The following is a 5,680-nucleotide window of genomic DNA, read 5'->3' on the forward strand; positions in this document are numbered from 1 at the left end:
CCTTCGAGCTCGGCGTGTGCACCGGCTTACAGATGTAGGCCGCGCGGGACCCCATCAGCCCCCGCGCGCAGGCCTGGCCGAAGTTCACCCGCAACAGGAGCGAGCAGTTCGAGGCGCGGCTGTCGCTGGTGGAGGTGCTGCAGAGCCCGTCGATCTTCTTCACGGGCATGGAAGGCAGCCGCATCCCCATCGCGGTGGCGCACGGCGAAGGCTTCGCCGACTTCTCGCAGCGCGGCGATGCGAAGGCGGTGCACCGTGCCATGCGCTTCGTCGACCACCACGGCCGGCCGACCGAGGCCTACCCGTTCAACCCCAACGGCAGCCCCGATGGCCTGACCTCGGTGACCACCGCCGACGGCCGATTCACGGTGCTGATGCCGCACCCGGAACGCGTGTTCCGCAACGTGCAGATGAGCTGGACCAGCGGCGACTTGAGCGAACTCAGCCCCTGGATGCGCATGTTCCGCAATGCGCGCCGCTGGGTCGGCTGACGGTGGCACACTGAAGCCCGCAGGAGGCACCATGGCAAGCACCGACACCCCCACCTGGGACCCGGCCAGCTGGCTCAAGCAGTGGAGCGCGGCGATGCAGCTCGCGCCGAACACGCTGGTGCAGCCCATCCTGCCGGGGTGGACGCTGAACGTGAACGCCTTCAACAGCAGCGCGCCGCAGACCGAGGCGAACGTGCTCGCCCGCCACAGCTACGGCCGCCAGCTCGGCCGCATCAGCGATGCGCTGGAACTGCTGGTGCAGGCTCTGGACCCGAAGGCCACCGACGACCGCTTCGACGACTTCCGCGCCATGAAGGCCGAGATCGACGAGATCAAGGCCGGCAACGCGCAGGCCCGGGTCGAGCGCTTGCTGGCCGATCTCGACCTGCTGAAGGTACTCGACCCGGCCGCCCACGCGCGCCTGAAGGAGGAGCTGAAGAAGAGGTTGCCGAAGTGACCGACCTGGTCGTTCGCCGCCTGCTGATCGACCTGGAGGCGCCGTTTGCCCGCCAGTGGAACGGCGGCGATGCCTTCCGCACCGCCTGGTTCAACGCGCTGTCGATGAGCTTTCCGGTCGGCGAGCAGTTCTTCATCGACGCGGTCAAGCTCGGCCTGAAGACCTTGCCGGACGACCAGCGCGAGGCGATGGCGGCGCAGATCCAGGGCTTCATCGGCCAGGAGGCGACGCACCGGCGCATCCATGCGCTGTTCAACGGACAGCTCGAGGCGCAGGGCCATCACAACGCCTGGGCCGAGCGCGCCGTGCGGCGCCTGAAACGTATGGAAGGGTTGGACCCGCGCCACTGGGTGGCGGCCACCGCGGCCACCGAGCACATCACCGCGATCTTCGCCGAGTGGATGCTGGCGCATCCCGAGTGCCTGGACGGCTCCGAACCGCGTCTGCGCACGCTGTGGACCTGGCATGCCGCCGAAGAGGCCGAGCACCGCAGCATCGCCTTCGATCTCTACGTGGCGCTGGGCGGCAATGAGGTCTGGCGCCACCGCTTCATGCGCATCGTCACGCTGCATTTCCTGTCCGACGTGTTCCGCCAGACGATCCGCAATCTCTGGCACGACGGCGAGCTGTTCAGGCCGCGCACGTGGCGCAGCGGCTGGCGGCTGCTGTTCGCGCGCGGCGGGCTGATCCGCAGCATCTACACGCCCTGGAAGCGGTACTTCGCGCCCGGCTTCCACCCCATCCAGCAGGACGCGTCGGTGGCCGAGCGCTGGCTGCGCGAGAACGGCGACAGTTACACCGTGGTCGGCCGCTCGGCCTCGGCCTGATCGCCGGCGGCGCGCAGCGTCGCGGTGAGTTCGCGCAGGTCGTCCTCGGCCAGCGTCTCGTGGTCGAGCAGCCGCGCCGCGCCTTGCTCCAGCACAGCGCGGTGCTTCGTCAGCAGTACCGTGGCGGTGGCGAAGCCGGCGGCGACGAGGCCGGCCACTGCCGCATCGATGCGCTTCATCGTCTCTTCAGACAGCGTGCGTGGCGGGCTGCCGCCCAGCAGTGCCAGCTCCGGCGTGGCCGAGCGCGGCGGCTCGTAGGTCACGTGGCCCAGGCTCTCGTCCATGCCGTAGCGGGTGACCATCTCGCGCGCGATGTCGGTAGCGCGGGCCAGGTCGTCGGCCGCGCCGGTGGACAGCTCGCCGAGCACCAGCATCTCGGCCGCCCGGCCGCCGAGCAGCACGGCGATCTTGCGCTCCAGCTCGGCGCGCGTCATCAGGTAGCGGTCTTCGGTGGGCCGCTGGATGGTGTAGCCGAGCGCGCCGATGCCGCGCGGGATGATCGACACCTTGTGCACCGGGTCGCTGCCGGGCTGGGCCAGCGCCACCAGCGCATGGCCCATCTCGTGGAAGGCCACGGCGCGGCGCTCCTGCGGGTTGAGCACGCGGCTGCGCCGCTCCAGGCCGGCGACGATGCGCTCCACGGCGACGGTGAAGTCGGCCAGCGTCACCTCCGCCGCATGGCGGCGCGTGGCGGTGATCGCCGCCTCGTTGACCAGGTTGGCCAGGTCGGCGCCGCTGAAGCCGGCGGTGATGCCGGCCACCTCGTCGAGCTTCGCATCGGCGGCCAGCTTCACCTTGCGTGCGTGCACCTTCAGGATGTCGAGCCGGCCCTTGCGGTCGGGCCGGTCGACCAGCACCTGGCGGTCGAAGCGGCCGGCGCGCAGCAGCGCAGTGTCGAGGATCTCCGGCCGGTTGGTGGCGGCCAGGATGATCAGGCCCGACGAGGTGTCGAAGCCGTCCATCTCCACCAGCAGCTGGTTCAGGGTCTGCTCCTTCTCGTCGTGGCCGCCGAGGCCGGGGAAGGCGCCGCGCGCACGGCCCAGCGCGTCGAGCTCGTCGATGAAGATGATCGCCGGCGCCTTCAGTCGCGCCTGCTCGAACAGGTCGCGCACCCGCGCCGCGCCCACACCCACGAACATCTCGACGAACTCGCTGCCGGAGATCGAGAAGAAGGGCACGCCCGCCTCGCCCGCCACCGCCTTGGCCAGCAGCGTCTTGCCGGTGCCCGGCGGGCCGACCAGCAGCACGCCCTTCGGGATGTGCGCGCCCAGCCTGCCGTACTCCTGCGGGTGCTTGAGGAAGTCGACCACTTCCTTGAGGTCTTCCTTGGCCTCGTCGACACCGGCCACGTCGGTGAAGGTGACGCCGGTGTCGGTCTCCACGTAGACCTTGGCGCGGCTCTTGCCGATCGCCATGAAACCGCCCAGCCCGCCGCCGGAGCGTTCGGCCATGCGGCGGATGACGAAGTACCACAGGCCGAAGAAGACGAGCGCCGGCACGATCCACGACAGCAGGTCGCGCAGCAGCGGGCTCTCGATGGTGCGGGTGTAGGGCACGCCGTACTTCTCCAGCCGTGCGGCGAGCTCGGGCTCGACGCGCGTGGCCAGCAGCGTGGTCTTGCCGTTCTCGGGCGACTTGAGGCTCCCGGACACCGTGCGGTCGGAGACGGTCACGTCGGCGATGCGGCCCTCGGCCAGCGCCTGTTCGAAGGCGCTGTACGGCACGGTCTCGATGCGCGACGTGCCCTGCCAGACGCTTTGCAGCAGCATCAGCAGCAGCAGGGCAACGAGCCAGTAGCCGACGTTCCAGCTCTGGCGGCGATCGATGTTCAGCGGCGGGGGCGGCACGCCGCGATGCTGACAGGCTGGCGCGGCGCCGGCTTGACGCTCGTCAGGCCGGCGGCAGCCGGGCGGCGAGGCGGTGCAGCGCCCGTGTCGTGGCCTCATCGGCGGGGAAGAAGGTCTCCAGCGCCAGCTCGGACAGCGTGATGTCCACCGGCGTGCCGAACACCGTGATGGTGCTGATCAGCGTGAGCACGCCTTCGGGGCTGCGGAACTGCAGCGGCATCGCCACCGGCGGGGCGACGGCCGCCGGAGCGGGGCCGGCATCGGGCGGCAGCGGGTAGCCGTGCAGTTCCTCGGCCAGTGTAGCCAGGGTGATGTCGCCGCTGGCCTCGACCTGCTGCTGCAGCCGCTCCAGCAGGTGCGCGCGCCACTGCGCCAGGTTGACGATGCGCGGCGCCAGACCCTGCGGATGCAGGCTCAGGCGCAGCACGTTCAGCGGCGGCTGCAGCAGCGCGGCGGGCAGGCCGTCGAGCAGCAGCGGCACCATGCGGTTGGCCGAGACCAGCGTCCAGTGGCGATCGACCAGCAAGGCAGGGAAGGGCTCGTGGCCCTTGAGCACCAGCTCGAGCGCCTGCCGGGCGCTGGCCAGGGCCGGGTCGTCGAAGCGGTGCTCGCTGAACATCGGCGCATAGCCCGCGGCAGTGAGCAGCCGGTTGCGCTCGCGCAGCGGCACCTCCAGCCGCTCGGCCAGGCGCAGCACCATCTCGCGGCTGGGCAGGGCGCGGCCGGTTTCCACGCAGCTCAGGTGCCGCGTCGAGACGTTGGCGTCGCCGGCCAGGTCGAGCTGGCTGAGGCGCCGGCGCTGGCGCCAGTCGCGCAGCATCGCACCCACCGGGGGCATGGCACCGAGGGACAGGGGCTGGGTCGCGCTCATGCCGGACACGATAGCCCAGCCGCTTCACGGCGGCCATGACCCTCGAGGTCATGGCCCTTCGGCCCCGCCGCCGGTTCAGCCTGCGCGCCGGCCCAGCGTGGCCATCCGTGCCAGCCACTTCGCGCGGCCGTCTTCGCCGAGCTGGTCGACCAGGCCGATCAGCGTCTCGCGAATGGGGGCGATGCCGACGAAGCCGAGGATGTTGCGCTCCAGGCTCTTGACGCTGTGGGCTCGGAAGTAGAAGCGGTACACCAGCGCCGGCATGCCCATGGTGACCACCACCCGCGCCGAGCGCCCGGCCAGCCCCTTCTGGCCGAACGGGCTGCCCTCTTCTGGCCGGAAGGCGAATCCGGGCCGCGCCACCTGTTCGAGAAAGCCCTTGAGCAGCGCCGGCATGTCGCCCATCCACAGCGGGAAGAACAGCACCAGGTGCTGGGCCCAGGCGATGTCGTCCTGCGCCTTCTGCAAGCCGGAAGGAAGTGGGCCGCTCTCCCATTCCTTCTGGCTGCGCAGCAGCGGGAAGTCGAGCTGCGCCGGTGTGGCCGTGCGCACCTGGTGGCCGGCCGACGTGGCTGCCGCCGCGTAGGCATGGGCGAGGTCGTGCCCGAGGTGATTCTCGGTCACGTCGGGGTGGCCCTGGATGATGAGGATTCGACGGTTCTCGGCCATGGTGTGGTTGTCGGGCTGCGCCGCGGACCACATGGTCACGTCAAGGGAACGATGGGCCTTTGCGATTCTTCAAGTGCCGCGCACAGTGCCGGCTCGGCCTCCATCGCGTCGCGCGCTAGAGCACCCTGTCAAAGTTGAGGACTGGTGCCGCCGGCGGTACGAAGACAGAATGCTTCGCACAAAAGTGTCGCAAGGCGATGGGTCGTGCAGCGGTTCGCGCGATCGGGCTGGGCCGCCTTGCGACGGTGATGAACCGTCGTCGTTGGAGAAACCAGGATGAGCAAGTTCTTTGCGGATCTCGTGATCCGCACCGATGAGGCACGCCGTGCCTTCGAGACCCACCCCGTGGTGCTGGATGCGGTGGCCAAGGGCATGTCGCTGCCGCGCTACCGCACGCTGCTGCTGGAGCTGTACCACGTGGTCTGGCATTTCAACCCGGTGAGCGCCGCGGCGGCCAGCCGGCTGGCCGACAGCCACAATCAGGTTCGCTACTTCCTCAACGATCACAATCACGATGA

The 5,680-nt window shown here is 70.0% G+C and carries 5 protein-coding genes and 2 pseudogenes; 4 read left to right on the forward strand and 3 right to left on the reverse strand.

The features are described from left to right. The 3 genes and pseudogenes from AB7U92_RS20720 to AB7U92_RS20730 form a co-directional block, all read left to right on the forward strand. Positions 1–491: pseudogene (locus tag AB7U92_RS20720) on the forward strand (phosphoribosylformylglycinamidine synthase subunit PurQ); the annotation flags it as partial. Between the two features lie 31 nt (positions 492–522). Continuing rightward, entirely contained in the window at positions 523–948 is a 426-nt protein-coding gene (locus AB7U92_RS20725; protein ID WP_428581447.1) for a hypothetical protein, read from the forward strand. Beyond that, positions 945–1,775: a metal-dependent hydrolase gene (locus AB7U92_RS20730; protein WP_428581450.1), complete on the forward strand. Its 831-nt coding sequence runs from the start codon at positions 945–947 to the stop codon at positions 1,773–1,775. Before AB7U92_RS20725 ends, AB7U92_RS20730 begins: the two co-directional genes overlap by 4 nt. Here the strand turns inward: AB7U92_RS20730 and ftsH are convergent. The 3 genes from ftsH to AB7U92_RS20745 form a co-directional block, all read right to left on the reverse strand. Beyond that, positions 1,742–3,601 carry an ATP-dependent zinc metalloprotease FtsH gene (gene ftsH, locus AB7U92_RS20735; protein WP_428581456.1) on the reverse strand — a complete coding sequence of 620 codons (1,860 nt, stop codon included), beginning with the start codon at positions 3,599–3,601 and terminating at the stop codon, positions 1,742–1,744. The genes AB7U92_RS20730 and ftsH overlap by 34 nt on opposite strands. A 64-nt stretch (positions 3,602–3,665) precedes the next feature. After that, on the reverse strand, positions 3,666–4,493 hold the full coding sequence (locus AB7U92_RS20740) for a helix-turn-helix domain-containing protein (protein ID WP_428581453.1): 828 nt from the start codon (positions 4,491–4,493) through the stop codon (positions 3,666–3,668). Between the two features lie 75 nt (positions 4,494–4,568). Beyond that, complete coding sequence (locus AB7U92_RS20745; protein WP_428581459.1) at positions 4,569–5,195, reverse strand: NAD(P)H-dependent oxidoreductase; 627 nt, start codon at positions 5,193–5,195, stop codon at positions 4,569–4,571. Between the two features lie 243 nt (positions 5,196–5,438). Here AB7U92_RS20745 and AB7U92_RS20750 point away from each other — a divergent pair. Beyond that, a pseudogene (locus tag AB7U92_RS20750) lies at positions 5,439–5,680 on the forward strand (TenA family transcriptional regulator); the annotation flags it as partial.

Source organism: Piscinibacter sp., assembly GCF_050175855.1.
Lineage (GTDB): Bacteria > Pseudomonadota > Gammaproteobacteria > Burkholderiales > Burkholderiaceae_C > Piscinibacter.

What these genes read in the sequence shown, in the direction of transcription:
- AB7U92_RS20725 (WP_428581447.1), top strand. Translation starts at nt 523, where the DNA reads ATGGCAAGCACCGACACCCCCACCTGGGACCCGGCCAGCTGGCTCAAG.
- AB7U92_RS20740 (WP_428581453.1), bottom strand. Translation starts at nt 4,493, where the DNA reads ATGAGCGCGACCCAGCCCCTGTCCCTCGGTGCCATGCCCCCGGTGGGT.
- AB7U92_RS20745 (WP_428581459.1), bottom strand. Translation starts at nt 5,195, where the DNA reads ATGTGGTCCGCGGCGCAGCCCGACAACCACACCATGGCCGAGAACCGT.